Below are 25,534 nucleotides of genomic sequence, written 5' to 3' on the forward strand. Positions count from 1 at the left end.
CGCCCTTGCGCCCCTGACCGGATCAAGGCAGCGGCGTGCCCCCGGTGGCGTTCATGATCTCCGCGGTGATGAAGCTCGCGTGCTCCGAGGCCAGGAACACATACGCGGGCGCCATCTCCGCGGGCTGCGCCGGCCGCCCCATCGGCGCCTGCTTGCCGAACTTCTTGGTGTCCGGCAGCGTGGCCGGGATCAACGGCGTCCACACCGGTCCCGGTGCGACGGCGTTGACGCGGATTCCGTCCTCGACCAGCATCTGCGCGAGGCCCTGGGTGAACGTCACGATGGCGCCCTTGGTCATGGCGTAGTCGAGCAGGTGAGGGCTCGGCTTGTAGGCCTGCACCGACGTGGTGTTGATGATCGACCCACCGGAGGGAATGTGCGGCACGGCCATCTTGCACAGCCAGAACATGCCGTACAGATTCGTGCGCACGACGCGGTCGAACTGCTCTGTGGAGATCTCCGCGATGCCCTCAGGCTGAGACATCTGATACGCCGCGTTGTTCACCAGTACATCGATGCGTCCGAATTCCGCCACGGCCCTCTCCACCAGCCGACGGCACTGTTCCTCCTGCCGGACGTCGCACGGCACTGCCAGTCCGCGCCGCCCCGACTTCTCCACGAGGCGGACCGTCTCCTGTGCGTCCTCCCCCTCCGCGGGCAGGTAGGTGAACAGCACATCCGCTCCCTCGCGGGCGTAGGCCAGCGCAACAGCCCTCCCAATGCCGGAGTCGCCGCCGGTCACGACCGCCGCGCGGTTCCGCAGGAGCCCGCTCCCCCGGTAGGACTCCTCACCATGGTCGGGAGACGGGTCCATCGGGCCGCTCCAGCCCGGCGGGTCCTGGTCCTGCTGAGCGAATTCCGGCTGCGGATGCTTCGTCGTCGGGTCCTGCGGAGTGTCGCCCATCGGTGCTGTTCCTTCCTCGGATCCACTCTCCCCAGACTGCGCCGCACCTCCCGGAGGCCCGAACGATCACCACCCGCGGTGGCCCGCCCGTGCGCACGCAGGTCATCGGAGCATCGGGTGTCCCGCGATCCGCAGTCCCACACATGCGAAAGAGGTATTCCACTGCCCTCCGGGCACACCTGGAGAGGGCAGGTGGCGCCCTCACCACCGCCGATGCCACCACCGAGGCGGAAACCTAGCGTCAGTCCTCGGGACGGTGAGCCCTTGAACCACTCTCTCGGTACTGGCATGACCGCGGCACCACTGATGTCAGTCGCGGGGCAGGAGGGACCCCAGGGGGCCGAGGTCCAGATTGAGGTCCTCGGGCCGTACGCCGTGCTGGTCGCAGAGCTCCTGCATGCGTTGGTCGAGCAGCATCAGGGTGGTCCCGATCTCCTCGAGCTTGTCGTCGCTGAGTCCGCCCTGCTCGACCCGGCGGATGGCCTGCCGTTCCATCAGCTGGCGCAGCAACTCGACCACGGTGAGCACGAGTGCGACCAAGTCGCGGCCCATCTTCTCGGAATCCAGGTCGACACGTGAGCCGGTCACAGCGGCCCCCCGTCGCGCCACGGTGCCGGCACACGCTCGTTGACCGAGGACAACAGAGCATGCAGCGACAGCCGTACGAGCGGTACATCAGCGATGGCGATGACCAAGTCCCCACTGACCACCACTCCGGTCGCCAACACCCGGTCCAGCAGGTCCACGAGAGGGACGCCGATGGGACCGTTCAAGGGCTCCGGATTGTCCCAGGGCACCACTTGTCGTTCCACGGCTCACACCTCGCCGACGAATGAGTAGGGAACCCATGGTCCGGACAGTTCGATCTGCGAGCCCGTGCGTTCCTTCAAGGCCGTAACAGTCCGCCTGAGGTCGTCCGCACGTTCCGTGGGGACCAGGTAGGTGGCATTGAGGACGTGGACGCGCTGGTCACCGGTGAGGGCCGCTCCATGCGTGCGGAGCCGGCGGGACGCCGCGGCGAGAGACCTGAGCTCGCTGTCGACCGACTCGGCGATGGTCATGGCTTCCTCACGACGCCGTTCACGCTGGTCCTGGGCGCCGCGCTTCCGGTTCAGATAGGCGAGGCCTGCGCCCGGCGCGGGGGACTCGCGCCGTTCGGCCGCGCGCATCGCGGGCTCGGGTGGGGGAGCGACGGGCTCGGGCGGGGCTTCCGGCTCGTACACCTTCACGCCCCACTCGGTGTGGTGCGCGATGCGCTTCAGGGCGCTGTGGAAGCGCGCCGCCTCGTCGTCGAGCACGTGGCGGGCCCGCTCGTCGTCGTGGTACAGCGTGGCGAGGGGCAGCGGTACGGCGGGACTGCGGGCGGCGGCAGCGGACACCACGTCGTGGTGGGCCCGTGCGTAACGCTCGATCTCCGCCTGGTCGGAGAGCCGAAGCTGCCATGCCTCGTCCGTGAAGTCGGCCGCCGGCACGGTCTGGACGACGGCCGTCAGGGTTTCGGAGGCCAACAGACGCACCTCCTGACCTCCGGGCATGCCCACGAGGCCGGTGAGGTCCGCTGAGTGGGTGGCGCGGGTGCTGCGGCACACGGCGAACACATACGTGGAGTCTGACTCGCGGGCCTGCGCCCGGGGACCCGGGCCGGGGTGCGTCATGTCTGCCGCCTCTCCTTCGTCTCGCCCGTGGCGCCGTCAGCGGCGTCTTCGTCGGTGCCCGTGTCCGTGCGGGCGTTCGGTGCCGCTTCGAGGGCTTCCAGGCGCTTGCGCAGGTCCCGGTTCTCCTCCTCGAGCGCGTTGCCTGCCGCGCGCGAACTCAGCGCCGGATCCGTCTCCCACCAGTCGATGCCGGCCTTCTTCGCGGTGTCGACGGACGCGACGAAGAGTCGAAGGCGGATGGTGAGCAGTTCGATGTCGAGGAGGTCGATCTTGATGTCACCGGCGATGACGATGCCTTTGTCGAGGACGCGCTCGAGGATGTCGGCCAGATTGGTGGTGGCAGGGCCGGGAACAGGTTGCCCTCCCGTGCGGAAGTCCAGGTCAGTCACCGCGCCGCCCCCGTACGACGCTTACGGCTCGGACGCTTCGGAGCGGGAGGCTCTTCCTCTTCCTCATCTCCCTCATCCTCGTCGGTCGCGTCGTCATCGTCCTCCTCCTCGCCTTCTTCCTCGTCCTCGTCCTCGTCGTCGTCCTCTTCGGTCTCGTCTTCGGTCTCGTCTTCTGCTTCGTCGTCGTCGAGTCCGTCGTCCTCGGCCTCTTCGGAGTCGTCGTCCGCCGGCTCGTCCTCCCGGTCGTCGTCCTCTTCGGCCTCCTCCCGTTCGACGGCGTCCTCGTGGGACTCGACCACTTCACCGTCCCGGATCTCGCCGCGCCAGCCTTCGGGCTCTTCCTCGGTGAGCGTGACGTAGCGCTGGAAGTGCTTGAAGTCCAGCCGTATGCGGCGGCCTTGGGCGCGCCAGAGATTGCCGGTCTTCTCGAAGAATCCGGACGGGTAGTACTCCACCACGAGGACGATCCGCGTCAGATTCGGCGCCAATTCATGGAAGCTGACTGCGCCCCGCGTGGAACCCTTGGCTCCCTCGGAGGTCCACACGATCCGGTCGTCCGGGACTTGCTCCTGCACCGTGGCCTTGAAGCCACGCGAGGAGGGGCCGATCTTGACCTTCCAGTTACTCTCGACCTCGTCGCTCGTCGAGACATCCTGGACGCCCTTGGCGAAGCTGCTGAACTGGTCGTACTGCGTCCAAGCATCGTAGGCAGTGCGCAACGGAACGCCGACGTCGAGAACTTCGATGATGTTCATGAGCTTGCCACCGCCGGCCTTTCCCTTCCCGCCGCCCCCACCGCCCCCACCGCCCCCACCGCCCCCACCGCCGAGGGTGTCCTTCGCCTTGTCGACGATCGCGTCCTTGGCCCCCTTGGCCTTCTCCGACACCAACGCCTTGACCGGGGATTCGCCTTTGAGCAGGCGTGACCCGATAGCGGGCAGCGATCCACCGTTCTCGGCCGCATCGCTCAACTTCCCTGTCAGGTCGGTGAGTTTGTCGCCCGCCTTCTCGGCCAGGTTCTCGATCTGCGCGGTGGCGAACTTGGACAGTTCCTCTTTGATGCGGTCGACTCCCGACTCCTCGGGAGCTTCGGCTTCATTGCTGTCGTTCTTTGCCATCACTGGTCACCTCCGCCGGTCCGCGCGCTTGGACGTCGCACGCTTCGCCGGCGTCGCCTTCTTGGCCGCCGATTTCTTGGTGGTCGACTTCTTCTTCGAGGCTGCCGACTTCTTGCCGGCGGATGTCTTCGTCGTCGACTTCCCCGCCGGCGCGGTCTTCTCGGCCGTGGGCTTCTGCTTCGGGGCGGCGGCCTTCTTTGCGGCCGCCTTCTTCGGCTTGTCGGCGGCCTTCTTCGGTGCGGCTGCCTTCTTGCCCGAGGGGGACTTCTTGGCCGGGGCCGGCTCCTCGGCCGGGGCGGCCGGCTCGTCCGCTTCCTCGTCCTCCTCGCCTTCGTCCTCGGGCTGGTCGTCCTCCTCCGGCTCCTCATCAGGTTCCGGAGCCCCCGACAGTCGGGCGGTGCGTTCACCGATGGCGTCCGCCAGGCTGTACAAGCTCCGGTTGGCGCCCGCGGTCACGGCCTGGCGGCCGGCGCCGAGCACCTCCTCCCGGAGCTGTTCCTGCAAAGGCGCGAACTGGGGCATCTCGCCGAGCTTGCGCAAGCCCTGCGCGGCCATCTGCCGTGGCTCGAGAGCGAACCGCCGTCCCGCCAGATAGGTCGCGACGCTCAGGGCCAGCCGGCCCTTCTTCGTCCGGCCCAGCACATATCCGCCCACCACGGCTGACGCGAGGGCCACCTTGCTCTGGTTATCCATGCCTGTCACCTTCTGTGGGTACGCTTCGGGCCGGTCCGCGCGGCATGCAGCCGGTCGAGCAACCGCTCCTCTTCCGCTTCGAACTCCTCCAGATCGAGGTGGCCTTCGTCGAGCTCCCGGTTCAGCGCGGCGAGCTGGGCGCGAATCACCCCGGGGTCGTACAGCTCGCGCTCGGCAGCGTCCTGCAGCCGTTCGGCGATCCACGCCACACCGCGCACGGGGGCCAGCGGCAGCAGAAGTACTCCGGAGATCAGCCCCATGGTCAGCCCTTGTCGGCAGCGACCGGCGTGGCCCGGACTGCGCCGGTGTCGACGAAGCTGTAGCAGGGCAGCGGTCCGGCGACGCGGAGTTCGACGTGCTCTTGATACGTGGTGGCGAACCGTTCGGCCGTGGCGCGAAAGCGGTCGGCGTCCGCCCGGGGGACCAGGAAGGACACATTGAGCGCGCATCCCTGCACGTCCGGACCGGGGGCCGTCGCGCGGGCCATGGATGTCAGGTCGTGTACGGCGATCCGGCCGGCCTCGGCCGCCCGGCGGGACAGCGCGGTGGCGACGGATTCACCGAGGCGCACGTTGGCTTCGTAGCCGGGCCGTCGGCGTGCTTCGTCGCGCAGCCGTCGTACGGTAGCGTCCCCGGCCAACAGCGCGGCCAGGGAGTCCTGCGCGGGCAGCGCCTTGACGTTGATCTCGACCTGCCCGGTGAGCCGCTCCAGAGCCGCGAGATGCTCCGGCTCGGCCGCGGCCAGCTGGGCGCGCAGCGCGGCCTCGTCGGCTGCCACCGTTCCGAAGCGCATCGGCAGTACCGGACCGGCCTCCACCAACGCCATGAGCAGGTTCTGGTGAGCCAGGAGATCGCGGCGTCGGGCCCTGAGCTGGGCGGGGGCGGCGCTGACGACCGCGGCCAGCCGTCCTGCGGAAAGCGTGTGCAGTACGGCGGGCGGCTTGCCCACCCCCACGGCGTCCTGCGGCACCGATGTGCCCGCCGGGACGATCGCGTAGACGTACATGCCATGGTGCGACACGGTCAGGCCTCCGCTCCGCGGCGGCGACGCGCGGCCCCGCTGCTGCGGACCGGGGCCCGACGCTTCTTCGGGCGTTCCTCCTGCTCGACGGCCTCTTCCGCGTCGGTGTCGGCGTCTGCTTCCGTGTCGTCGTCGGCGCCGACCACCTTGCGCACCGTGTCGCCGACCGACTCCGCGGCCTTGCGCACCTTGCGCTTGCCGACCTGCTTCGCGGCGCCGCCGCCGAGGAGTTCGGGGACGGTCGTGCTGCCTGAGTCCCGTTCGAGATCGAGGCGGTTGCACGCCTCCGCGAAGCGGAGATACGTGTCCACACTGGCCACGACTATTCGCGCGTCGATCTTGAGGATCTCAATGCCGACCAGGGAGACCCGGACGAATATGTCGATCACCATGCCCCGGTCGAGGATGAGTTCCAGCACGTCGTAGAGCGTGCCGGCCCGCGGTGGGCACGGAGCGATCTCGTCGGCGTAGGTCGTGGTCGTCATGAGGTGTCCTTCTCTCGTCCGAATGGAGTCATTCGTCGGCGGACGAATGGGGTCACTCGTCGGCGGAGCCGCGCCGATAGCGGCGAAGCCGCCGGTACTCGAGGAGTTCGCCCGCCCGGTCGAGGCGCACCTCGTACGAGGCGAGCAGGCTCGTCGTGTCCGGGATGCGGGCCACTTCCAGGACGTCCACGACGACACACCAGCCGCCGTCGTCGGAACGTCGCACCGCGGAGACGCCCTCGGTACGGTGGCCGATCAGGCCTTCCAGGCTCTGGCAGGCGGTGCGGGCAGCGTGTTCGAGCCCCTTCTTGGGAGCGGAACTCTTCCGGGTCGCCGTGGCTGAGCCGCCGGTCCGAGCTGAACGTTGGTCTGCCATGGCGCCCAGTCTTCCCGCTCTGGGCCGCACCGCATCTTGAGAGCTCCACGACGGTCGCTGTGCGTAGCCCAGACCTGACCGCGAACGACTCGACGGCTACGGATCGTGTCACTCATGGAGATACCTCTTTCTCGGTCACCTAAGGCCCCTCAATGGGCCTCGGTGTCTTTTCCCTGAACACCTCCGACATTAGAAATTCTGGGCATCCGTCCGCTTCAGCCGAAGAGTCAAAGCCGCATTGGCCGAAAGGACAATCCGCCCGCGGGGCAATCGTGGGCAGGGGCGGAGGACCGATAACTCGCCCCTCCCAGCGCAGTCCGGCGGGCGAACGGAGTACCCACCGCGTGCGGTGTCCAGAGTTGGGTACACAGTGCGGCGTGAAAGCTCCCCGCATGCTCTCGACGGAGACCTCCGCCTCCCCGGCTCCGCTCAAGAAGGCCCTGACCACCCCGCTGCTGTACTTCTTCATCCTCGGCGACGTACTCGGCGCGGGCGTGTACGTCCTGGTGGGTCAGGTCGCCGCCGAGTCGGGAGGTGCCGTGTGGGTACCTCTGTCTGCAGCACTGTGTCTTGCGCTCCTGACGGCCGCCTCGTATGCCGAACTCGTCACCAAGTTTCCGCAGGCGGGGGGCGCTTCGCACTACGCCAACCTGGCCTACGGGCCGTTCGTGGGATTCCTCACCGGCTTCTGCATGCTCTGCGCCGGCATCGTGTCGGTCGGCGCACTCGCCCGCGGATTCGGCGGCGATTATCTGAGCGAGTTCGTCTCCCTGCCGACGGCCCCCGTCGCCATCGTGTTCCTGGCGGCCTTGGCGATACTCAATGCGCGCGGCATCAGCGAGTCGACGCGAGCCAATGTCGTCGCGACCGCCATCGAGGTGAGCGGCCTGGTGCTCGTGATCGGTCTGGGGGCCTGGATCGTGGTGCGCGGCGACGGCGATACGGGTCGGCTGACCGACCTGGGAACGGCAGACAACGGCCCCGCCGCTGCCGTACTGAGCGGGGCGGTTCTGGCCTACTACTCATTCGTAGGGTTCGAGACGTCCGTGAACGTCGCCGAGGAGACCCGAGACACCCGTCGCTCCTATCCGAAAGCCCTCTTCAGCGCTCTGATCACGGCCGGCGCCATCTACGCGCTGGTCGGTGTCGCTGCTTCGGCAGCAGTGCCGACGGCGACGCTGGCCGAGTCGAGCGGCCCGCTGCTCGAGGTCGTCCGGGCAGCCGGTGGTGTCCCGACCGTGCTGTTCAGTGCCATCGCCCTGGTGGCTGTCGCCAATGGCGCACTGCTCACGGGCATCATGGCGTCGCGGCTGTCCTACGGCATGGCGCGCGACGGTCTGCTGCCGCGCTTCCTCACGCGGGTACTGCCTGGGCGGCGCACCCCCTGGGCAGCGATCGCCGTGACCACAGGCCTCTCTGTGTTGCTGGCGCTGACCGGCGACGTCGCCACGCTCGCGTCGACTCTGGTCCTACTTCTCCTGGTGGTCTTCTTCGTCGTCAACACAGCGGTTCTTGTGCTGCGTCGGAACGCCGGAGCGCGCGGACACTTCAGGGTCCCGGTCGTCCTTCCCGTACTCGGGGCTACGTCATGTGTCCTGCTCGCGACCCAGATCGAACGCGAAGTGTGGTGGCGCGGTTCGTTCGTCCTCGTAGTGGGTGTGGTGCTGGGTGCGGCCGCAGCCGCACACAGACGGCGGGAGCAGCGCGTGACGGGCGACGAGCCCGAGTAGTCGAGACGGCAGCGGAGTTCATCGGTTCTCCGTCGCCAGCCATCCAGCCAGACCCACCATGGCCGTACCGGTCAGGGCGTCCAACAGACGGCGGGAGCGCCGGCGCATGCCCAACTTCTTCAATCGGCCCCCGACGGCTGCGTACCCCCACGCGCAGCAGAATTCCACACCGATGTAAGCGGCACCGAGGGCAAGCAGGGAGACTGCGGCGTGGTCGGCGCCGGCGGGCACGAACTGCGGGAGGAAGACGGCAAAGAGGATCAGGGCTTTGGGGTTGGAGGCCGCCACCAAGAACTCCTGCCGAGCCAGTCTCCACGAACCGCTTTTCGTCTCGGGACTATGCCCGCCGGGGCCCTCCCCACGAGCAGGGGCCGCTGCGGGAGGCGGGTCGTATTCCTGCGCTCTCCCCCTGGCAGCTGTGATCAGGGTGCGCCCGCCGAGCCACAACAAGTACGCCACGCCGCACCACTTGATGATGTTGAACGCCACCTCGGAGGCGAGTAGGACCGCCCCGAGTCCCGCGGCTACCGCGATCACCATCAGCGCAAAGGCGGCGAAGCGTCCCGCCGAAGCGCTGAGGGCCGGCCTGAGGCCATGGCGCATCCCGTTACGCAGAGTCAATAGTTGGTTGGCCCCCGGCGTCGCGGACACGACCAACGCCGCGGGGAAGAAGGCAGCCCACTCCGCGTAAAGAGTCATGCGAGCAGGTTTACACCTCGCGCGTCGGCCCTTGCCAGGAGCAGAGTCAATTCCTCCAGACCCGCTGCGACACCGCCCGCCGAAGCGCCGGGCTACCGGGCGACGAGCAGCGCCTGTGGTGCGGCTGCCTTGATCCGTGTCGTCAGCCAGCGGACCTGTTGAGCCGTCTCATCCTGGCACTCGGCGACGATGTCGAGCAGCATTTCGTCGCGTAGGCCCTGCGCGGTCTGCTGGACGACGGTCCAGGTGATGTCGACGAAGTGGGCCAGGACGTAGAGGTCGTGGAGGTCTCGCAGCAGTCCGAGGCCGCCTGCCCTCTCGCCGGAGAACTCGCTGACGCGAAGGCGTTCGGGCTCTTCGTCGTCGTGCTTTCCGTACCGTTCGACGGCGGGGCGCAGGCGAGCCGCGTGTGCCGTGCACTGGCCGGCCATGCGCTCGGCGAGCACGGCGATGTCGCTCTCCGCCTCACGGGCTTCAGCGACGGAGGCGAAGGCCGCGCCGAGGGTTCGCTCCGCGTGTTCCTGCATGCCCAGATAGGTCGGCAGGTGCATCGTTCTCACTCCTCGCTGCCGGTCGGGGCAGCGGCCCCGACCACGGGAGCCGGGGCAGGTCGGCCGTGACCGGAGCCCAGCCGCCGCAGGCGCACCGCGCTCACCTTGTACACGGGCTGTTTGGAGACCGGGTCCCACAAGGTGCGGGTCAGCTCGTTGGCCGCCTGATCCCCGTAGTGGAACGGCACGAACACCGTTCCCGGCCGCGTGCCGCAGATGCGGGCGGGCGCCTCCATTGCCCCGCGCGGGGACTCGACGCGCACCAGGTCACCCTCGGTGATCCCGTACGGTCCGGCGTCCTCGGGTGAGATCTCCACCCACGGGGAAGGGGCGGCGTCGTTCAGCCGCGGAGCGCGGCCCGTCTTGGTGCGGGTGTGCCACTGATAGACGGTCCTGCCGGTCATGCACAGCAGTGGGTACTCGGCGCGGGGGGCTTCCGGCGACGCCTCGTAGTGGGCGGGTCGCAGTCGGGCCCGGCCGTCGAGCCGCAGCGCCTCGTGCTCCTGCCGGGTGTACGTTCCGCCTGTCGCCAGGTCGTGGCCGTACGTCTGGCACCCGTCGGCAGTCGTGGGGAACTGTCCCGTGCCGTAGAGCCGAGCGGTGCCGTCCGGTGCGGCGTCGGTGCACGGCCATTGGATCCCGCCCGGAGCATCACGCAGCCGTCGGTAGCTGATGTCCGAGTAGTCGCAGGGACGGCCGCGGGAGCAGGCCTGCCAGCCTTCGTAGGCTCCCTCGGGGTCCGTCCAGGGAATCAGATCGTCTCCGTCGCGGTTCGTGAAGCCCATCCTGCGTGCGTACTCGAGCCAGATGTCGAGGTCGCTGCGTGCCTCGCCGGGCGGTGCCACCGCCTGTTCGGACAGGTGGACCGTACGGTCGGTATTCGTGTACGTGCCGGTCTTCTCTCCCCACAGGGCGGCCGGCAGCACGACGTCCGCGAGGGCGGTGGTCTCGGTGGGGTAGGCGTCGGACACCACCGTGAAGCAGGTGTCGGAGGCCAGCGTGGCCCGTGCCCGACGGGCTTCGGGGAGCGAGACCGCAGGGTTACTGCCCGCGATCCAGAGGAAGTTGACCGACCCCTGCTCGACGTAGCGGAAGATCTGCATCGCGTGGGTGGGTTCCGCCCAGTGCGGGATCTTCAGTCGCTCCACGTTCCACAGGTCCGCGAGTTCTTGCACGTGTTCCTCGTTGTCCCAGTTACGGAAGCCCGGCAGGTCGCCGTCCGCACCGCATTCGCGGTTGTTCTGGGCGGTCGGCTGGCCGTTCATCTGGAGGATTCCGCAGCCTGGTGTGCCGATCTTCCCTCGGAGCAGATGCAGGTTGTTGACCTGCGCGGACGAAGCGGTCGCCTGGTGGGACTGGTAGAAGCCCTGCAGAACGGTGGAGAGAACGCGCTCACTGGTGCCGAAGATCTCCGCGGCCCGCTCGATGTCCGTCGCCGCCACTCCGCAGATGTCCGCCGCCCAGGTCGGCGTGCAGTCGGACACGGCGGAGCTCAACTCCTCGAATCCCCGGGTGTTGCGGTCGACATAGACCTCGTCGACCCAGCCCTTGGCGATGATCTGCTGTGTCAGCGCGTTCATGAGCGCGAGGTTCGTGCCGGGGCGGACGGCCAGGTGGACGTCCGCCTCGCGGGCGACCACGGTCGAGCGCGGGTCGACGCACACCAGGAACGGCCGGTCCGGACCGCGCAGCCGGTCGCGCATCCGGGCCCACAGCACGGTCTGCGTCTCGGCGGGGTTGTGTCCGTAGAGGAAGAGTGCGTCGGTGTGCTCGATGTCGCCGTAGGTGCCCGGCTGACCGTCGGCGCCGAAACTCTCCTTCAAGGCGGAAGCCGCAGTGGCCGTACACAGTCGGGTGTTGCCGTCCATGTGTGGTGTGCCGAGGCCCGCCTTCCCCAGTACGGCAAGCGTGTAGTACTCCTCGATCATGAGCTGCCCGCTGGAGTAGAAGCCGTGGGTGAGGGGGCCTCGGTCAGCGAGGAGTTCTTGTGACCGGCGGACGATCAGGGACATCGCCGTGTCCCAGTCCGTCTCCCTCAACCACCCCTCGGCGTTTCGGATCTGGGGCCGCCTGAGCCGGTCGCCGGATTGCTGGCCCTGCCAGCCGAACAGGCCTTTGGGCCCCAGACGCCCCCGGTTGACCTCGTCCCCCGCCCTGCCCCGTACCCCGACCATGCGGCCGTCCCGTACGGCGATGTCGAGGCCGCATCCATTGCTGCACAGCAGACAGGCCGAACGCACCCACCGGTCGACCTGCTCCGGCCGCACTCCGTCGGCCAGCCACTGGTCCACCCGCTCGGTCCACTGGGCGCCTCGCCGCCCCGGCGCGGGCTCTCCCCACGGATCGGCGATACGATCCCTCGTCCGGTGCGTCATACGGGCACTCCGAATCCGCTGCGGCACGCCGTGGCACGGCTCTGATCGGGCCACGAGTACCCCACGGCGCGGCGGGATAACGGGGACAGGCCTCGGTCGCAGCGGCACGACGGCCTCCGCGGTTCGGGAGCGAGACTCGGCCACCACGCGGACAGAGACCGGTAGTCGGTCAGGAGCTGTCGGCCAGTTCGTCATGCCCCTTGGCCCGAGCGCAGTGAGCACAGCAGAAGAACTGGCCACCCGCCTGGTGGCCGTGGCCGAGGATAAGGACCTGGCAGTGGCCACACACAGGTGCGAGCTTGTGGGCAGCGCACTCGAAGCTGTCGAAAGTGTGGACTCCCCCTCCGACCGTGCGTACCTCGAATGCCGCTTCGTAGTCGTTTCCGCAGACGTCGCATACAGCCATGGCTCGTCTCCTCCTTCGTTGTGCTGCGTGGGCGACAACCGCCACGGGTGCGCAAGTCGTGTCGTGACCGGTATTGCCGCCGAGTTTCAGTCCGGGTTGCTCGGCGGGACGATGAGCACCGGGCAATCCACGTTGTGTGATGCCTCCGGACGGGCCTCAGTCCTGCGCCGGTTCCGCCCAGCGCAGCAGAGCGCCGAGTCCGCCGACCGGCACCTGTTCCGGATCGCGGACGATGATCGCCTCGGCCCCGCTTGCCGCTGCCGCACGCAGCAAGGCGTCGTCCGCGCGCGACGAAGCTGGATCCACCTCGCCCAGGTACTGCAATTCGGTGCTGCGGGCGGCCAGTTGGGCGGCGTTGGGGCCGACCCAGACCTCCCGGCCGGTGTCCGAGCCGTCCGGACCGATCAGCAACGTGTCGATGCGGTGCTCCCGCGCGGCCTCCACCAGGGCGGGCACGCCTGTCACCGCGTAAGGCGCGTCCCCTCCCCCAGGGCCCGCGCCTGCGCGGAATCGCCCCACGACGTCGTCCACCTGCTTCTGCTCGTGCGCAGCCCGCAGTTGGGCGATGTCCCGCTCGAGAAGCTCACTCCCGGCTCCGTGGGCGCGTCCACCGTGGTCACTCTCCTCCGTCACCGTGCGGACCGGTTCGGGGAGTTTGTCGAACACCGACCGGCGCTCGCGGGGATCACCGACCAACAGCATGACCTCGGCGCCGGCGCTCCCGAACATCTTGTGCGCCTCGGCGGCAATCTCTTCTGCGTTCCGCTCCCAGGTGTTCTCAACCTTCGTCTGGAAACGACGCTCGGACCAGTCCGACGTCGCGGTGCGATGGATAGGCCAGTTCTCGCCTGTCACCTTGCCGGCATCGTCGCTGCCCCGGTCGGTCCGCAGTTCGAAGTCGGCGCCGGTCCGGTCCACGTACACCACCAGGCACGCGGGGTCGTTGCCGGAGGCTTCGAGCAGAGGCGTCAGCCGTGGAAGTTCTCCCCATGCGGTGATGGGTGCCGCGGGCCGCCCCGGAAGAAGCCTGTCGAGGACGACCTCGCCCCCTGCGGCGAACAGCGCCCGGCCCCTGTTCGCTGCCGACTCACCATGCAAGGCCGGACCGACAAGCGCTGCGTGCACGGCGCCACAGGTCGCCTCGTCGGCCCCGAGCTCGAAGAGTTGGTCGGCGGCCGCCCGAGCCGCCAGCTCCTGCTGCTTGGCCGCATCCTCCGTGTAATGCGATGCATCGGCATAAACCGATGCCCACGGGCCCGGCCGATCGACAACTGGTTGCAAGAGCGAGAGCTTCATAACGCTGCCTCCTCACATTGCCCGGAGGAGTCCGCCAAAGGGCAATGGCGCGAACTATCTCCATATTCCTGCTTTCTTCACCACCGAGTTTCCCTGATAGGGCGGGATATGCAGAGAGCTCTCAAGGTGTCTGCTATTCAGACGCGATACCTTCCCCGGGGAACGCTTGGCTCAGGGTCGGTGGCTCACTGGCGGGGGGTTCGGGCCAGTTCGGGCGACGACGTATCCAGCGGGACCGACCCGGATCGGACCAGGCCCAGTTGTACGGCCTGTCTGGGCAGAACGGCGTCGAGCAGCCAGTCGGCGGCCACCCGGATGCGGTTGCCCGGCATCGACATGAGGTGGTAGCCGCGGGTGACGGCCCCGGCGAGGGGACCGGCCAGTGGCACGTTCCACGGGTTGGCCGCTGCCTGGACACCGCCCAGGTCCACGGCGAAGCCCTTGTTGTGGTGCTCGTACGGTTGTGGGGCGCCACTGCCGTACGACGCGGCGACGTTTTGACCCGCGGTCTTCCCCTGACGCCAAGCATGCTGCGCGGTCATCGGCGTGAACTCGCCCGGTCCCGTCAGGTCCGGCACCGCGGCCGCGTCTCCGCAGGCGTACACCTCGGGGTGGTCCGGGACACCCAAGTACTCGTCGACGACCAGGCGTCCCTTCTCGGTCGGCAGCTGGAGATCCTGCACCAGCGGGTCCGGGCGTACGCCCACGCACCAGATGAGACTGCGGGTCGCCACGAACTCTCCGTCGTCGAGCAGGACTCCGTCGTGCGTAGCCTCACGGACGGACGTTCCGGTGCGGATGTCCACCCCACGACGGCGCAGAACCCGGTCAGCCGTGCGGGAGAGCCTCGCGTCGAGTTCGGGCAGGACCCGGGGAGCAAGATCCAACAGCAGCCAACGCGGCAGCGGCTTGGAGCGCAGTCTCGGGTTGCGGGCGACGAGGGAGCGGGTGAGCTGCTGGCCGTGGGCGGCCACTTCGGTACCGGTGTAGCCGGCGCCGACCACGACGAAGGTGGCACGGGCCTCCTGCTCGTTCTCGTCCTCGGCGTCCGCGGCGAGTTCCAGCTGGCGGATCATGTGGTCGCGCAGGTAGAGCGCCTCCGGCAGACCGCGGTACCCCTTGGCGTGCTCGGCCACGCCGGGGATGGGCAGCAGCCGGTTCACACTGCCGACGCTCAGCACGAGCTTGTCGTACCGCAGTTCCCCTTCGTGGCCTTCCGGATCCGTGTATCGCACGTGCCGGGTCTGCAGATCCACTCCACTCGCCTCGCCCAGGACCAGTCGGCAGCCGGGCAGGGTGTGGGTGAGTGAGACGGTGACGCGGCGCGGCTCCAGGATCGAGGCGGAGACCTGGGGCAGGAGCGGCACATAGAGGAAGTGGTCGGTCGGGTTCAGCAGGACGACCTCGACATGCGACGGCACTCGACGCAGCAAGGTGCGTACGGTCTGGTAGCCCGCGAACCCGGCGCCGACCACCACGACTCGTGACCGGCTCACTGCAGCTCACCACCCGGGTGGATGCCCGCGCTGCCGGCGGGGACGGAGTTCGCTGCGCGTCCGCGGTTCCTGGGTGTGAGTCGGGTCATGAGGGCCTTACCTCCCGCTTGTGGATCTGCTGACGGCTCCGCCCGAGTACCCGACGGACCCTCCGCTATGCGGGACACCTGGCCGGGCAGCTGCAGCGGTTCGCTCATCGGCGCCCGGATGACCGGTAGCGCGCTCCCCCGCCACCACCGCACCTGCCCCTCCCTCCGGATGCGCCGAGCCATCCGCCGGGGGTGCCATGGGTGGGCAGGGAAAGGGGTGACGACGCCATGGCACGTCCGGTGTGGAGCGGCGCCCTGACCTTCGGGCTGGTCTCCATGCCCGTGCAGATGTTCACCGCGACGGACCGTCATACCATCCGCTTCCACCAGCTGCAGCGCGGCACCTCCGACCGTGTGCGCAACAAGCGCGTGAACGAACGAACCGGCAAGGAAGTACCCCTGGACGAGATCGTCAAGGCCTACGACGCGGGCGACGCGTACGTGCTCGTCGAGCCGGACGAACTGGACGACATCGCACCGGGCCGGTCCAGAACCCTGGAGATCACCGGCTTCGTCGAACTCACGGACGTAGCACCGATCTTCTTCGACAAGACGTACTACCTCGGCCCGAAGACCAAGGACTACGCCAAGGTCTACGCGCTCCTCGAGAAGGCACTCGCCGACACCGGCCGAGCGGGCATCGCCACGTTCGTGATGCGTAACCACCAGTATCTGGTCGCCCTGAAGTCCGAGGCGGGTCTCCTGACTCTGCACACCCTGCACTGGGCCGACGAGATCCGTGACCCACGCCAGGAGATCGGCACGCTCCCGGGAAGGACGAAGGTCACCGACCGTGAACTGAAGATGGCACGTCAGCTCGTGGACACCCTCCGCATCGAGTGGAGACCTGAGGACTACCGCGACACGTACCAGGACCAGGTGACCGCACTGATCGAGGCCAAGCGCACGGGCGAGGCGGTCGAGAAGGCGGAGCCACCGGCCGAGTCCACCAATGTCGTCGACCTCATGGACACGCTGCGTGCCAGCGTCGAGCGTGGCGGGAAGCCTTCGCGACGCGACGACAAGAAGTCCGCCCGGGACACCATCACGCCTCCGACTCACATCCGTGACGCCTCGGCCAAGCGACGGTCCGCCGGAAAGAAGAAGCGAAAGGCGGGCGACGACCACGACCACCGGCCGCTCGACGTGCTCACCAAGGCCGAGCTCTACCGTCGAGCCGCCGACGCCGAGATTCCGGGCCGCTCGTCGATGAACCGGAAGGCGCTCCTCGATGCGCTCCGCAAGGGGACGCAGCACAAAGCCACGTCCTGACCCCGCTCACGCGACCATCCGACCGGCAGTCGACGGGCGCGTGAGAGATGACAGGCACAGGGCCTCCGGACAGTCACCCCAAGCGCGAACTCCGTACACCACACGGTTGCCTCGTGCTGCGCGCGTCTGCGCCGGTTCGGATCTCCTCGGCCGGCCGAGCAGGACGTCGCTCCGGACGACAGGAATGATTAGAAGCCTCGAGTGCCGGGAACTCGGGTGTGCCCTCGGAGTTCGCGGGATCCATAGCCTGGCGCGAGCAGGAAGCCGGGCCCGCGACCCGGTGGGACGCGTCGGCGCCACAATGCGGATGCCACCGGTCGGCGCATCTCTTTCCCCCTTGGATGTTGAGATCGATGAGCGAACACAGAACAGCCGCCTCCGCCACGAGCAGCCGCGAAGTGGTCGGCGCGCCCTGCTGGGCGACCCTGTTGACGCACGACCTGACGGCCGCGGAGTCCTTCTACGGCGAGGTCTTCGGTTGGACGTTCGCCCCCGCGAGTCTCGGTGAGGATTTCCGCGTCGCCCTGCAGCAGGGCAAACCGGTGGCCGGCATCGGCGCTCTCATCTCCGCACCCGTCGTATGGACGCCCTACTTCGCGGTCGCCGACGCCGATGCGACCGCCGCCCGCATCCGTGAGCGCAGCGCCACCGTCGCCGTGGGGCCGTTGCGGTTTCCCGTGGGCCGTGGCGCCCTGGCAGCAGACCGGGACGGCGCGGTATTCGGTATCTGGGAGGGGCGCCTCATCTCTGACTGGCATTCCTGGCGTGCGGACGCACCGGTCTGGATTCACCTGCGGTCACGAGACGCATTCGCGGCCGCCATCTTCTACGGCCAGGTTCTCGACTGGGCCTGCGGACGTCCCGGCTGCTGCGAAGTGGAGTACGAGAACGACGAGGTCGTCCTGCTCCAGGAGGGCAGGCCCCTCGCCCGGCTCAGCTCGGGGGCCGTCGACACCTCGGCCGACCTGGCGGCCGTACCGCGGTGGGACGTCTGCTTCGCGGTCAGCGACCCGTCGTCCACGGTGCGTGCGGCTCTCGACCACGGCGGTTCAGTGGTGCGCCGCGGCGACCAGCACGACCCGACGACCACTCTCTGTGACCCCCTGGGCGGTGTGTTCACCATTACGGAAACCTGGGCGCCCAGCCGTGCGCAGTGACCATGGCGCCGACCCGTTCAGCGACCTCAAGACGACGTTCCCCGGGCTCGCCACGTGATGCCAAGCGTAGGCCTCGTGATCACCACTGCGTTTCACCAGTCCCGTCCGGGATACGCGGGTGGTGTCCCATCCCTGTGAGCTGGAGTTGTCGCTCATGACTGACGCGCATGACGTCCCCACCGCACGGCCCACCGCCGAGCCGTCACCGCCGTACCGCTTCGAACGGCAGCCGCGGCCCGGGCTGGAGTCGAAAATGTCGACTCCGCCCCGCTACCTGGCGCCCCGGTACCGCGGATCGGGCAAGCTGCAGGACAAGGTGGCGCTGATCACGGGCGGAGACTCCGGGATCGGTCGGGCGGTCGCGGTGCTGTACGCGCGCGAAGGCGCTGACGTGGCGATCGTCTATCTGCCCGAGGAGCAGGAGGACGCCGAGCAGACCCGCGCAGCCGTCGAGGAGGAAGGCCGGCAGTGTCTGCTGATCGCGGGCGACTTGTGCGACCCGGAGTTCTGCAGGTACGCGGTCGACTCGACGGTGCGGTCACTGGGCGATCTCAACATCCTGGTGAGCAACGCAGCCCGGCTCAACAGCCAGAACACGCTCGAGGACCTGAACGTCGAGGACTTTGACCTCGCCTTCAAGACGAACGTCTACGCGTACTTCCACCTCGTCCTCGCGTCACTGCCCCACCTGAAGCGTGGCGATGCGGTCATCGCCACGGCCTCTGAGGAGGGTCTCAAGGGCAGCGACATGATGATCGACTACGCGGCGTCGAAGGCAGCGCAGATCATCTTCACGAAGTCGATCGCCTCGCACCTTGCCAAGCGCGGAATCCGGGCGAACGTGGTGGCCCCCGGCCCCACCTGGACCGTACTCAACCTGGCCGGGCAGCGTTTCCCTGACGCCTACTTGGAGAAGAACCTCGCCAGCGCGGACCCGTTGGGTCGCGCCGCCCAGCCCGAGGAGCTCGCCCCGACCTACGTCCACCTCGCCTCCGAAGCCGATTCCAGCTACACGATCGGCGAGACCATCGCTGTCACCGGCGGCCTGACCGACAGCCGCTGAAGCCAGGCCGGGGCCGCCCGTGGACGCCTACGCGGCAGCGATCTCGCCAATCCAGGCTGTCTGCTCCCTCGTCGCCGAGGGGACACGCACGCGCACAGGAGAACGTGCCCCCTATCGGCCCCGCCTCTCTCCCCCGGAATGCGAGGAACTCGTGAGCGAGCAAGACAGGGCGGACGACGCCTACCAGCCCACCGGCAGCAACGAGGAACAACAGGACGCGGCCCCGCTGGACCCGGAGAACGCCGTCGGCGAGCGTACGTACGACGACATGCTCGACGAGGGCTATTCACCGCCCGAAAAACCACGGGGCGTGAACAGCAAGGGCACCACGGCAGCCGAGCAGAACGAGGGCGAGACCCTCGACGAACGGCTCGAGCAGGAGGTGCCGGACACCGAGAACCGGGCCGACGACGAGCCGAACGGGGAGGGCGAACCCGTCGATCCGGAAACCGGGGGTGAACGTGCCGGCCGGCTGGTCGCACCAGACGAAGGCACCGGCCCGGACACCACCAAGGAGGCCGTAGCCACGGACAGGGGCATCGACGGCGGTGCGGCCGGAGCCGAGGAGGCAGCGGTTCACGTCGTCCCTGAAGGTGACCCGGATCCGGACAGTCGGCCCTGAAACCCTGCCGTCACCCCTCAGTTCCGGTCGCAGCGTGTGGCGCACCGACAGGCTTGGATTCAAGGGGCCGCGCTGACGCAGGTACACCGAGAGGATGGCCATCGAGGCGACGGCGAGAAGTTCAGATCAGCGGGGGGCTTCGGAACATGCGCCCGCATCAATGACGTAGAAGACCAGCTGGGAGGGGTTCCAGCCGTGCAGTGCCGCCAACTCCTTGAGGGCCGGGGCGAGACCTTGCATAGTGCCGGGCACCCGCTTGTCGACTTGGAAGTGGCACTCAGCGGAGCGGACTTACCAAACGGCGTGCCCGATGGACCTGTGTGATTACGTCGGACGCCGTCCACTGCATCGTTCTCAGGTTCTCGTCACATCGGAGCCGCCGCCCCGACCTCGACGGTTAGGCAATAACCCGTGTAGGCGCCAGCGACAGCGCAGCAAGTCATGTCATGCGGTTGGAGGGTCTTCCATCTGCCCGTCCACCACGGCCAGCGCTCGTCGAGCGATGGCGAGCGCCGCTTCCACTTCTCGAGTGCCCGTGATGACGCACAGGGTGTAGGTAACGTCATCGAGCTGTTGATCCGCGCTGGGGTTTGCGCTATCGGGTTTTCGCTGTTGCAAGGTTTCGTACTGTTCAACCAATCTGCGCAGCACGGTTGTGGCGGCCAGCATTGTCGCTCTCCCTTGTCGTTCCCCGGGGTTGGTGGGCGACCGAGTACGAACGCTCCTCACGAGTGCCCATAGACACCTGAAACAACCTCCGTGTCAGCAGGGCCTGGCCCGAGGAAACGCAAGACGGACACACGAGAACGCGCCGGATCCTCCTCTCTGCAGGCATTTCGCAGCCTCCACGATGCAGGCACCCTCGCACTTCGGACACGACAACGGCTTCCAGCCAGGAGACCCCATGGCACATGTCCTCCGGCCGACCAAGCGGCACACGCGATTGCGCTACGTCCCCGCCGCACCGGGCAGCGGGGGCCCAGCAAGTGCGCCAGCATGAAGTGGATGAGCGCTTCCGCAAGACCGGAACGGACCCCTGACGGCCGGTACATCTTGGTCGGGGGCCGCCGTTGGCGTGCGACGGATCCGGAGATCCCCGCAAACACCGCCGCCCGTCTCCGCTCCGGCCTCATGGCAGCACGGCGCGCTGTGGGAGCGGCTGTGAAGGAGGGCGATACTGCGGCGGAGGAGCGGGCGCGCAGCCTGGTGCACAGCGCGAAGGTGGCCCTCGGTGAGCGCGGAACCCCGTGGTGGGAGCAGTCCATGGCCGAGCGCCGTGAACGCTGGCAGCGAGGCCTCGAGGCATGCGAAACCGACCGGCCGAACAAGGGACCGCCCCGCCCGTTAGGCAGCCGGAGAGTCGCGGCAGATTGCGACGTCCCGATGGGACGGCCTCGAGCAGGGGACCCGAGGCTTGGGCATGGCGTAGTGGCCCTTTCGGCTGGATTGCTGCGATCCCGGCTGCCTGGTACGCCCAGGCTGTCGGACAGGGACTGGTTGTACCGACGAACGCCGCGACGTGGACGTGGACGTGGCGTCGAACCATATGCCTGCCGCGGTCGTGCCGGAATGCGCCGGGCCGCGAGGTCGTCGTAGAGCCGGCACGCGCGAAAAGGATCAGGGAGCGTGCACATCATGGCGAAAGGCAAGAAGCTCAAGAAGGGGGACTCGGCCTCCTGGAGCAGCCACGGGCAGACCGTTCCCGGCACGGTGAAGAAGAAGATCACGAAGCGCGGCGAGGTGGCAGGCCGTACCGTCAATGCTTCGGAGGACGACCCGCAATATGAGGTCGAGAGCGCGAAGTCCGGTCGAACCGCTGTTCACAAACCGCAGTCTCTGCGGACAGGGGAGACAGGCTCCTGAAGAGCGGAGAGACGGACGGCGAGGCACGCGACAATCAGGGCCTGGATGCCCAACGGCCCGACACGTGGGGAGGGCCGCCGACGTTGCGGGCCGCGACCTGGGGCGACGTTTGCGCCCGGCCAAGGTGCTCGGTATGGCCGGTGGGTACGGCCGCAGACCCACACGCTTATCCCCGCGCTCGTCGCGGTTGATCTTGATAGCGACGCTGTAGGCCCGCAGTTATGTCACCTCGCGCGATCGAGCACTTTGAAATCAAAGAAGCCATGGCACCCAGCACTCGTGGCATCGCGCGAGGCATCTCAGCAGCTACCCCAACACATGCATTCGATCTCCGCACGACTCACGACACCCTTGCCAGGAGTCCGACTGCAGCGTCAGGCAGCCCACCCGATCCTGGCTCACAATCCGTCGGCCGACCGCGGGGCCGCCACTACCTCTGCGCTTGCTGCCGGGCGGCGGCTGAATGGGGCCGGGACCGGGTACTCGTCGGCCTGCGTGCCAGCCACCGGTGCGCCGGCCCCGACGAGATGAGTGCGCCCATGCAGTCGATCTCTACTGCCGAAGGGACACCGATGCGCCGCAGGAGCTGGCCCATGCTTGTGGTGCTGCTCGTGCTCTGCTACGGCGTTGCCGCCTTCGGCGCTACAGCAACGGGCAACGCGAGCGACACTTACGCTGCCCTCGACAAGCCCATATGGGCACCGCCCGCTTGGCTCTTCGGCCCGGTGTGGACCGTGCTGTACGGGGTGATCGCGATCGCGGGCTGGCTGATCGCCCGCAACCCCGTCTCTGCCCGACGGCCGGCATTCGCTGCCTGGGGTGTCCAATTGGTGCTCAACGCACTCTGGACGCCACTGTTCTTCGCCGCCGAGCAATACGGCGTGGCGTTCGTCGACATCTGTCTCCTGCTGGTCGCCCTAGTCTCCACCGTGCTGCTCGCTACACGGGTGGATGGCCGGGCCTCCTGGCTACTGGCGCCTTACCTCCTGTGGGTCGGCTACGCCGCAGCTCTGAACCTCGCGCTCTGGCTGACCAACTGAGCCGGAGCCCGACGCGGAACGCCCGGCGGATGCGCCCGCGGACGCGGCCCGCTGACCCAAGCTCGTGCGAATCCGGCTGCGGCCATACCTCGCGAGCGCGTGAAAGGCAGCTTTGGGCTCCCAGGGCAGACCTGGGTACGCGATTCCTGTCCGGCCGCCGGCGAGGACCTTGACCACACCGAAGGACGCCTTGTCGAAGTCGAGGTCGTCGGCGCCCGCGTGCGGGAGGTCGTAGCGAGCGAAGGTATTGACGAACGCCGCGTCGATGGCGGATTCGTCAAGAGCGTCGATGAGTTCACGCAGATAGTCGGCCTGCTCTTGTTCGTCACGGACCACAGGGTTGGTGAACCGCACAGGACGGGCGCGGTCATCCCACGCGATGACGGCGTCTCCCCGGCCGCCGACGTCGGCGGCCCCGCGGTATGTAGTACAGCCGAACTCTGTGACGGCGGCCGGCTTGCCGTGTGCGGTCAATGCCCGCAGGCCGCCGGCGAGCCGGTCGGCGGTCTGCGCGTCGCGATAGCCGGCGTCGGTGGCGACTACGTCGAACGGCGCCCAGTCGACGCCCTCGAATGGAAGTGAGGCGTACCCGACCCGGCCGCGGAACGTGGTACGCACCTCAGCGACCGCCTTGCCGAGGAAAGCGTTGACCTGGGTGTGGAGCCTGGGCAGTGCGGCCCGCAATTGTTGTGGGTCGGCAAGGACGGCGGCGCGTTCCTCGAACGTGTCGCCAGGGAGCATGCCGATGGTGAACAGAGAGATTTCCGAGCCGGTAAGGAAGACGACCTCGGCGCCTTCACGCCGTAGACGTTCGGCGCGTCCAGCGCTGTCGGCGAGGAAATCAAGGAGTTCTCCGGTGGTGAGTCCGTTGGTGAACGGCGAGTACCACACCTCCAGTTGCGCTTCGGCCGCGTACCGCGCAGCTCTCTCGATCCGGTCGCGGTCCCCACCGGTGATACGTACCGCGTCACAGCCCAGTTCGTTGCGGATGATCTGCATTTCACGGCGGACGACAGCGAGTTCGAAGGGTTCGCGGGTGGTGGTTCCCGCAGTGGTGAAGCCCGTGTCGTAGGTGATGCCGAAGGTGCGCACGACGGGTACCCTCCTCTAGATTTACGGTACACACCGTACCTTATTGAAATACGCAACCTACCGTAGGTTCGCCCTGCAGCAAGACCCACGAGACACCGGAAAGTACGATGCGTACCGTAGATAGAGACGTTCGGTGCGAGAGGGGATGGCCGGTGGCAAAAGCCAGGAAGGAACCGCGGCAGACCTCTGCGACCCGACGGCGCGGGGCCCAACTGGAGGAGGCCATCCTGCAAGCGGCTGCCGAGTTGTTGAAGGAGTCCGGCGTCCCAGCCCTGACGATGGACGAGGTGGCCCGGCGGGCCGGAACGAACAAGAACGCGCTGTACCGGCGCTGGCCCAACCGCGTCGCGCTCGGCGTGGCTGCGTACCACCGACTTGCCGCGACTGAGACTGTGCTGCCGGACACCGGCTCGCTGCGCGGCGACACCCTGGAGATGCTGCGACGCGCGAACAGCACCTGGTCATCCCCCTACGGGGAGATCCTGCGCGGCCTGATCGCGGCGGCCGGCAGCACTCCAGAGCTCCTGGCCAAGCTTCGCGACCCGGCGGCGGACAGCGCGCACGAGGCAGCCTGGTTGACCCTGCTCGGACGGGCGGTGGCCCGCGGAGACGCCGCGCCCGAAGCGCTCCACCCGCGAGTCGCGTACACGCCCATGGCGCTGCTTCGCAACGAGTACGTGACGATCGGGGCCCCCACTGTGCCCGACGCCGTCCTCGCCGAGATCATCGACGAGGTCTTCCTACCTCTCGTCCGTGGACGCACATCAACGCTTTAAGGCCCGCGCCGGTCGTGATCACACAGAGGGGCGGACGCTGCGAAGCCAGATCATCGCCCCGCGCGACTTCCCGGCTACGCCGCACGCAGGCCCGATCCCTCGGTCACCAGCTCCAAGCGGGTCAGGTCCGGTGTGCCGCAGCCAGGACGCGGGCGAATCGATGCGCCGGGTGGCGCCCTCACACACCAGTTTCCGGCCAGACCGAACGCGGAAGCTGGAGCAAGGCGTACTCATCTCGCGGAAGCCGTGCACACCTGCGTAAACGCAATACCCCGGCGCCGAGGGCGGAGAAGGGCGCGGAGCCATCCAAGTAGAGTGACTATTTGATCGATCATTTGCCCGCGTGGCGTGGAGGGCCAGACATGGCGGAACAGGGAGAACGTCAGCGGCAGCGGGTGACCGTGGTCACCGGCGGCAGCCGGGGCATCGGCGCGGCGATCTGCCTGCGGCTGGCGGCCGAGGGACACGATGTCGCCGTCGGCTACCGTTCGGACGCCGAGGCGGCCCAGAGCGTGGCCGAGAGAGTACGTGCACTGGGCCGGGCGGCCGTCGCGGTCGCGGCCGACACCTCCGACGCGGCGGATGTGGACCGTCTGTTCGACACCACCGCCACGCAGCTGGGCCCGGTCACTGGGCTGGTGAACAACGCCGGGGTGAGCGGACCTGTCGGACCACTGGCCAGCGCCGACCCGGACGGGATGCGGCAGGCTCTGGAAGTCAACATCCTGGGCTACCTGCTGTGCGCGCGTCGGGCCATCGGAAGCATGACCGCAGGCGGAGGGATCGTGAACATCTCCTCCGCTGCCGCGACCCTCGGCAGCCCCGGCACCTACGTTCACTACGCGGCGGCGAAGGCGGCCGTGGACGCCATGACGGTCGGGCTGTCCAAAGAGGTGGCGGCTGACGGCATCCGGGTCAACTGCGTCGCCCCCGGCACAACCTGGACCGATTTCCACGCCGACCCTCAGCGGCCCGCCAAGATCGCCGCACTCGTCCCTATGGGCCGCGCCGGCCAGCCGGAGGAAATCGCCGGAGCGGTCGCCTGGCTGCTCTCGGACGACGCCTCCTACGCCACCGGCACAGTGATCAGGGTCGCCGGCGGAATGTGAGCACGAGCGGTTCCACTGTCTCGGGGAAGGACCGGGCTCATCGGCGCCCGCGGAACGTCATCGCGCCAGGGGGTTTCACCCACGGTCCGCGGTGCGTTTCACTCCTCCCCCTCAAGGTGTTCAGCGCTGTCGGCCCCAGCAAAGCTCGCGCCCGTGTCGCCGAAAGCAGTGCGGTGACCGTCGAATCCGGAAGCGCTGCCCTTCAGCGCCAGTCCCATCCCGGCCAGCTTCTCCATCACCTCGTCGATCGACTTGCC

Annotated in this window: 28 protein-coding genes; 9 read left to right on the forward strand and 19 right to left on the reverse strand. The window is 68.2% G+C overall.

What is annotated here, in order from left to right:
* Positions 1–22: 22 nt before the first annotated feature.
* The 11 genes from DSC45_RS13575 to gvpO form a co-directional block, all read right to left on the reverse strand.
* Positions 23–904 (reverse strand): SDR family oxidoreductase, encoded by an 882-nt coding sequence (locus DSC45_RS13575; RefSeq protein WP_119290489.1) that lies wholly within the window; start codon positions 902–904, stop codon positions 23–25.
* 309 nt (positions 905–1,213) lie between these two features.
* The gene (locus DSC45_RS13580; protein WP_119290620.1) at positions 1,214–1,492 is read right to left on the reverse strand and encodes a gas vesicle protein K; all 279 of its coding nucleotides are present in this window, start codon (positions 1,490–1,492) and stop codon (positions 1,214–1,216) included.
* Positions 1,489–1,716 carry a gas vesicle protein gene (locus DSC45_RS13585; RefSeq protein ID WP_119290491.1) on the reverse strand — a complete coding sequence of 76 codons (228 nt, stop codon included), beginning with the start codon at positions 1,714–1,716 and terminating at the stop codon, positions 1,489–1,491. Before DSC45_RS13585 ends, DSC45_RS13580 begins: the two co-directional genes overlap by 4 nt.
* A gap of 3 nt (positions 1,717–1,719) precedes the next feature.
* The gene (locus tag DSC45_RS13590) at positions 1,720–2,559 is read right to left on the reverse strand and encodes a GvpL/GvpF family gas vesicle protein (protein ID WP_119290493.1); all 840 of its coding nucleotides are present in this window, start codon (positions 2,557–2,559) and stop codon (positions 1,720–1,722) included.
* Positions 2,556–2,948 carry a gas vesicle protein gene (locus DSC45_RS13595; protein ID WP_119290495.1) on the reverse strand — a complete coding sequence of 131 codons (393 nt, stop codon included), beginning with the start codon at positions 2,946–2,948 and terminating at the stop codon, positions 2,556–2,558. The genes DSC45_RS13590 and DSC45_RS13595 overlap by 4 nt, the downstream gene beginning before the upstream one ends.
* Positions 2,945–4,066: an SRPBCC family protein gene (locus tag DSC45_RS13600; protein ID WP_119290497.1), complete on the reverse strand. Its 1,122-nt coding sequence runs from the start codon at positions 4,064–4,066 to the stop codon at positions 2,945–2,947. Before DSC45_RS13600 ends, DSC45_RS13595 begins: the two co-directional genes overlap by 4 nt.
* A 6-nt stretch (positions 4,067–4,072) precedes the next feature.
* Complete coding sequence (locus DSC45_RS13605; RefSeq protein ID WP_119290499.1) at positions 4,073–4,759, reverse strand: histone protein; 687 nt, start codon at positions 4,757–4,759, stop codon at positions 4,073–4,075.
* Between the two features lie 5 nt (positions 4,760–4,764).
* The gene (locus DSC45_RS13610) at positions 4,765–5,019 is read right to left on the reverse strand and encodes a gas vesicle protein GvpG (protein WP_119290500.1); all 255 of its coding nucleotides are present in this window, start codon (positions 5,017–5,019) and stop codon (positions 4,765–4,767) included.
* 2 nt (positions 5,020–5,021) lie between these two features.
* Entirely contained in the window at positions 5,022–5,780 is a 759-nt protein-coding gene (locus tag DSC45_RS13615; RefSeq protein WP_119290502.1) for a GvpL/GvpF family gas vesicle protein, read from the reverse strand.
* Positions 5,781–5,782: 2 nt separating this feature from the next.
* Positions 5,783–6,265, reverse strand: a complete 483-nt coding sequence (locus DSC45_RS13620) for a gas vesicle structural protein GvpA (protein ID WP_119290504.1) — start codon at positions 6,263–6,265, stop codon at positions 5,783–5,785.
* 52 nt (positions 6,266–6,317) lie between these two features.
* Complete coding sequence (gene gvpO / locus DSC45_RS13625) at positions 6,318–6,641, reverse strand: gas vesicle protein GvpO (protein ID WP_119290506.1); 324 nt, start codon at positions 6,639–6,641, stop codon at positions 6,318–6,320.
* A 392-nt stretch (positions 6,642–7,033) separates the two neighbouring features.
* Here gvpO and DSC45_RS13630 point away from each other — a divergent pair, with 392 nt between their 5' ends.
* A complete protein-coding gene (locus DSC45_RS13630) occupies positions 7,034–8,371 on the forward strand; it encodes an APC family permease (protein ID WP_119290508.1) in 1,338 nt (445 codons plus the stop codon).
* An 18-nt stretch (positions 8,372–8,389) separates the two neighbouring features.
* Here DSC45_RS13630 and DSC45_RS13635 read toward each other — a convergent pair whose 3' ends face one another.
* The 6 genes from DSC45_RS13635 to DSC45_RS13660 form a co-directional block, all read right to left on the reverse strand.
* A complete protein-coding gene (locus DSC45_RS13635; protein WP_119290509.1) occupies positions 8,390–9,070 on the reverse strand; it encodes a LysE family translocator in 681 nt (226 codons plus the stop codon).
* Between the two features lie 92 nt (positions 9,071–9,162).
* Entirely contained in the window at positions 9,163–9,621 is a 459-nt protein-coding gene (locus DSC45_RS13640) for a hypothetical protein (RefSeq protein WP_119290510.1), read from the reverse strand.
* A gap of 5 nt (positions 9,622–9,626) precedes the next feature.
* Positions 9,627–11,996, reverse strand: coding sequence for a molybdopterin oxidoreductase family protein (locus DSC45_RS13645; RefSeq protein ID WP_119290511.1), 2,370 nt, complete (start codon positions 11,994–11,996; stop codon positions 9,627–9,629).
* A 169-nt stretch (positions 11,997–12,165) separates the two neighbouring features.
* Complete coding sequence (locus tag DSC45_RS36330) at positions 12,166–12,402, reverse strand: hypothetical protein (protein ID WP_119290513.1); 237 nt, start codon at positions 12,400–12,402, stop codon at positions 12,166–12,168.
* Positions 12,403–12,558: 156 nt separating this feature from the next.
* A complete protein-coding gene (locus tag DSC45_RS13655; protein ID WP_119290515.1) occupies positions 12,559–13,698 on the reverse strand; it encodes a baeRF2 domain-containing protein in 1,140 nt (379 codons plus the stop codon).
* A 185-nt stretch (positions 13,699–13,883) separates the two neighbouring features.
* Positions 13,884–15,194, reverse strand: coding sequence for an NAD(P)/FAD-dependent oxidoreductase (locus DSC45_RS13660; RefSeq protein WP_119290517.1), 1,311 nt, complete (start codon positions 15,192–15,194; stop codon positions 13,884–13,886).
* A 317-nt stretch (positions 15,195–15,511) separates the two neighbouring features.
* On the opposite strand from DSC45_RS13660, the gene DSC45_RS13665 reads away from it, so the two are divergent.
* The 4 genes from DSC45_RS13665 (at position 15,512) to DSC45_RS13680 (ending at position 19,397) form a co-directional block, all read left to right on the forward strand.
* Positions 15,512–16,555, forward strand: coding sequence for a non-homologous end joining protein Ku (locus DSC45_RS13665; protein ID WP_119290519.1), 1,044 nt, complete (start codon positions 15,512–15,514; stop codon positions 16,553–16,555).
* A gap of 353 nt (positions 16,556–16,908) precedes the next feature.
* Positions 16,909–17,712, forward strand: a complete 804-nt coding sequence (locus tag DSC45_RS13670) for a VOC family protein (protein ID WP_119290521.1) — start codon at positions 16,909–16,911, stop codon at positions 17,710–17,712.
* Positions 17,713–17,866: 154 nt separating this feature from the next.
* Entirely contained in the window at positions 17,867–18,775 is a 909-nt protein-coding gene (locus DSC45_RS13675) for an SDR family oxidoreductase (RefSeq protein WP_119290522.1), read from the forward strand.
* 151 nt (positions 18,776–18,926) lie between these two features.
* On the forward strand, positions 18,927–19,397 hold the full coding sequence (locus DSC45_RS13680) for a DUF5709 domain-containing protein (protein ID WP_119290524.1): 471 nt from the start codon (positions 18,927–18,929) through the stop codon (positions 19,395–19,397).
* A gap of 444 nt (positions 19,398–19,841) precedes the next feature.
* On the opposite strand, the gene DSC45_RS13685 is transcribed toward DSC45_RS13680, so the two are convergent.
* The gene (locus tag DSC45_RS13685) at positions 19,842–20,066 is read right to left on the reverse strand and encodes a DUF5133 domain-containing protein (protein ID WP_119290526.1); all 225 of its coding nucleotides are present in this window, start codon (positions 20,064–20,066) and stop codon (positions 19,842–19,844) included.
* A gap of 966 nt (positions 20,067–21,032) precedes the next feature.
* Between DSC45_RS13685 and DSC45_RS13695 the strand changes: the two genes are divergently transcribed.
* Both DSC45_RS13695 and DSC45_RS13700 read left to right on the forward strand, forming a co-directional pair.
* Positions 21,033–21,260 (forward strand): hypervirulence associated TUDOR domain-containing protein, encoded by a 228-nt coding sequence (locus DSC45_RS13695; RefSeq protein WP_119290621.1) that lies wholly within the window; start codon positions 21,033–21,035, stop codon positions 21,258–21,260.
* A 593-nt stretch (positions 21,261–21,853) separates the two neighbouring features.
* The gene (locus DSC45_RS13700; RefSeq protein ID WP_240434618.1) at positions 21,854–22,300 is read left to right on the forward strand and encodes a TspO/MBR family protein; all 447 of its coding nucleotides are present in this window, start codon (positions 21,854–21,856) and stop codon (positions 22,298–22,300) included.
* Here the strand turns inward: DSC45_RS13700 and DSC45_RS13705 are convergent.
* Entirely contained in the window at positions 22,229–23,392 is a 1,164-nt protein-coding gene (locus tag DSC45_RS13705; protein WP_240434619.1) for a glycoside hydrolase family 113 protein, read from the reverse strand. The genes DSC45_RS13700 and DSC45_RS13705 overlap by 72 nt on opposite strands.
* 152 nt (positions 23,393–23,544) lie before the next feature.
* Here DSC45_RS13705 and DSC45_RS13710 point away from each other — a divergent pair, with 152 nt between their 5' ends.
* Positions 23,545–24,168 (forward strand): TetR/AcrR family transcriptional regulator, encoded by a 624-nt coding sequence (locus tag DSC45_RS13710; protein WP_240434620.1) that lies wholly within the window; start codon positions 23,545–23,547, stop codon positions 24,166–24,168.
* Positions 24,169–24,530: 362 nt separating this feature from the next.
* The gene (locus DSC45_RS13715) at positions 24,531–25,277 is read left to right on the forward strand and encodes an SDR family NAD(P)-dependent oxidoreductase (RefSeq protein WP_119290531.1); all 747 of its coding nucleotides are present in this window, start codon (positions 24,531–24,533) and stop codon (positions 25,275–25,277) included.
* Positions 25,278–25,534: the final 257 nt, after the last annotated feature.

The organism is Streptomyces sp. YIM 130001 (assembly GCF_003574445.1).
GTDB lineage: Bacteria > Actinomycetota > Actinomycetes > Streptomycetales > Streptomycetaceae > Streptomyces.

What these genes read in the sequence shown, in the direction of transcription:
- DSC45_RS13575 (WP_119290489.1), bottom strand. Translation starts at nt 904, where the DNA reads ATGGGCGACACTCCGCAGGACCCGACGACGAAGCATCCGCAGCCGGAA.
- DSC45_RS13590 (WP_119290493.1), bottom strand. Translation starts at nt 2,559, where the DNA reads ATGACGCACCCCGGCCCGGGTCCCCGGGCGCAGGCCCGCGAGTCAGAC.
- DSC45_RS13600 (WP_119290497.1), bottom strand. Translation starts at nt 4,066, where the DNA reads ATGGCAAAGAACGACAGCAATGAAGCCGAAGCTCCCGAGGAGTCGGGA.
- DSC45_RS13605 (WP_119290499.1), bottom strand. Translation starts at nt 4,759, where the DNA reads ATGGATAACCAGAGCAAGGTGGCCCTCGCGTCAGCCGTGGTGGGCGGA.
- DSC45_RS13610 (WP_119290500.1), bottom strand. Translation starts at nt 5,019, where the DNA reads ATGGGGCTGATCTCCGGAGTACTTCTGCTGCCGCTGGCCCCCGTGCGC.
- DSC45_RS13620 (WP_119290504.1), bottom strand. Translation starts at nt 6,265, where the DNA reads ATGACGACCACGACCTACGCCGACGAGATCGCTCCGTGCCCACCGCGG.
- gvpO (WP_119290506.1), bottom strand. Translation starts at nt 6,641, where the DNA reads ATGGCAGACCAACGTTCAGCTCGGACCGGCGGCTCAGCCACGGCGACC.
- DSC45_RS13630 (WP_119290508.1), top strand. Translation starts at nt 7,034, where the DNA reads ATGCTCTCGACGGAGACCTCCGCCTCCCCGGCTCCGCTCAAGAAGGCC.
- DSC45_RS13635 (WP_119290509.1), bottom strand. Translation starts at nt 9,070, where the DNA reads ATGACTCTTTACGCGGAGTGGGCTGCCTTCTTCCCCGCGGCGTTGGTC.
- DSC45_RS13640 (WP_119290510.1), bottom strand. Translation starts at nt 9,621, where the DNA reads ATGCACCTGCCGACCTATCTGGGCATGCAGGAACACGCGGAGCGAACC.
- DSC45_RS13645 (WP_119290511.1), bottom strand. Translation starts at nt 11,996, where the DNA reads ATGACGCACCGGACGAGGGATCGTATCGCCGATCCGTGGGGAGAGCCC.
- DSC45_RS36330 (WP_119290513.1), bottom strand. Translation starts at nt 12,402, where the DNA reads ATGGCTGTATGCGACGTCTGCGGAAACGACTACGAAGCGGCATTCGAG.
- DSC45_RS13655 (WP_119290515.1), bottom strand. Translation starts at nt 13,698, where the DNA reads ATGAAGCTCTCGCTCTTGCAACCAGTTGTCGATCGGCCGGGCCCGTGG.
- DSC45_RS13665 (WP_119290519.1), top strand. Translation starts at nt 15,512, where the DNA reads ATGGCACGTCCGGTGTGGAGCGGCGCCCTGACCTTCGGGCTGGTCTCC.
- DSC45_RS13670 (WP_119290521.1), top strand. Translation starts at nt 16,909, where the DNA reads ATGAGCGAACACAGAACAGCCGCCTCCGCCACGAGCAGCCGCGAAGTG.
- DSC45_RS13675 (WP_119290522.1), top strand. Translation starts at nt 17,867, where the DNA reads ATGACTGACGCGCATGACGTCCCCACCGCACGGCCCACCGCCGAGCCG.
- DSC45_RS13685 (WP_119290526.1), bottom strand. Translation starts at nt 20,066, where the DNA reads ATGCTGGCCGCCACAACCGTGCTGCGCAGATTGGTTGAACAGTACGAA.
- DSC45_RS13695 (WP_119290621.1), top strand. Translation starts at nt 21,033, where the DNA reads ATGGCGAAAGGCAAGAAGCTCAAGAAGGGGGACTCGGCCTCCTGGAGC.
- DSC45_RS13700 (WP_240434618.1), top strand. Translation starts at nt 21,854, where the DNA reads ATGCTTGTGGTGCTGCTCGTGCTCTGCTACGGCGTTGCCGCCTTCGGC.
- DSC45_RS13715 (WP_119290531.1), top strand. Translation starts at nt 24,531, where the DNA reads ATGGCGGAACAGGGAGAACGTCAGCGGCAGCGGGTGACCGTGGTCACC.